Below are 1,221 nucleotides of genomic sequence, written 5' to 3' on the forward strand. Positions count from 1 at the left end.
GGGCCGAAAGCTCGTCAGTGTCGTTTGCCAGGGGTCTTTGTGATTTTGTTACCACGGGGTCCGGACTGGGTGGAGGTATTGGTCAGGTTTTCCTCCGTAAGCTTGCGCCATCGTTCAAGACGCGCCGGATCGAGTGTCCCGTTGGCGGTCGCGCCCTGAACCGCGCAACCGGGTTCATGATCATGGGTGCAATCCCGGAAGCGACACCGGGACGCGAGGTCGACAATCTCTGCGAACAGAGTGTCGAGCCCGGCCGTGACGTCGCTGACATGCAGCGTTCGCATTCCTGGCGTGTCGATCACCCAGCCGCCACCGGCAATTGCATGAAGCGACCGCGACGTGGTTGTGTGCCGCCCCTTGGCGTCGGCCGCGCGAACCGGTCCTCTTGGCTGTGCCTCCCCGGATGACTTCTTCGACAGCGTATTCAGCAAAGTCGACTTCCCGACCCCGGACGATCCGACAAGGGCGACGGTCTGCCCCGGGCCGCACCAAGGGGCCAATGCCCGTGCCGCCTCCGGTGCTTTCGCATTCAACGCGACGACTCCAGTCCGAGTTGAAGGGCTTGCGCCTGCCGTAGGTAGGGTGCGGGATCAGCCGTCTGATCGATCTTCGTCAGGACAATCACTGGGATCGCGCCTGCCTCGTTCGCCAGTGCCAGATACCGCTCCAGTCGTGCCGGATTGAAGTCGTCATTGCAGGAGGTGACGATCAAGAGCGTGTCAACGTTCGCAGCGATCAGCTGCGTTTGCCGACGGCCTTCGGTCTTGCGCTGCAACAACATCCGTCTATGCAGCCGCCGGACCAGCAAGCGGGTGTCGGGGGCCACCAGGACCCAGTCCCCAACGGCGAAGTCCGTCGTATTCGTCTGAGCGGAAAGGGTCAGCCTTACAGGGCCGAGCTCGGACATCGCAGTGACCCTGTCCCGGTGAACGGATCCGATGCGCATAGGGGCAAGCCCTGCTTCGCCCGGCTCCAACTGCTCGGAGTAAAACGCCGACCAGCCGAAAGCGACCAGTGAAACTGCGGACTGATCTGATGAATTGGTCACGCCAGTCTGAATGGCGGCAGAACCACATTGTTGCAAGCCTATCCTTCAGGCAGGTGCACAGGCGACGACGCGACAGATCCGGTTGAGCGCGCCCCGCCAACCGGCGCGAATAACCGCCCGGATGCTTGCTTTGGGGGTGTCGATACAGCAGGTTGTGGGATCGACGCCAAGGG

The 1,221-nt window shown here is 62.5% G+C and carries 2 protein-coding genes; both read right to left on the reverse strand.

All coding sequences use genetic code 11. The features are described from left to right. Positions 1-14: 14 nt before the first annotated feature. Complete coding sequence (gene rsgA / locus DU478_RS23610) at positions 15-533, reverse strand: ribosome small subunit-dependent GTPase A (protein WP_325048116.1); 519 nt, start codon at positions 531-533, stop codon at positions 15-17. Next, positions 530-907 carry a GTPase RsgA gene (gene rsgA, locus DU478_RS23615; protein ID WP_267897130.1) on the reverse strand — a complete coding sequence of 126 codons (378 nt, stop codon included), beginning with the start codon at positions 905-907 and terminating at the stop codon, positions 530-532. The genes rsgA (DU478_RS23610) and rsgA (DU478_RS23615) overlap by 4 nt, the downstream gene beginning before the upstream one ends. Between the last annotated feature and the right edge of the window lie 314 nt (positions 908-1,221).

It is taken from the genome of Thalassococcus profundi, assembly GCF_003344785.1.
GTDB lineage: Bacteria > Pseudomonadota > Alphaproteobacteria > Rhodobacterales > Rhodobacteraceae > Puniceibacterium > Puniceibacterium profundi.

What these genes read in the sequence shown, in the direction of transcription:
- rsgA (WP_267897130.1), bottom strand. Translation starts at nt 907, where the DNA reads ATGTCCGAGCTCGGCCCTGTAAGGCTGACCCTTTCCGCTCAGACGAAT.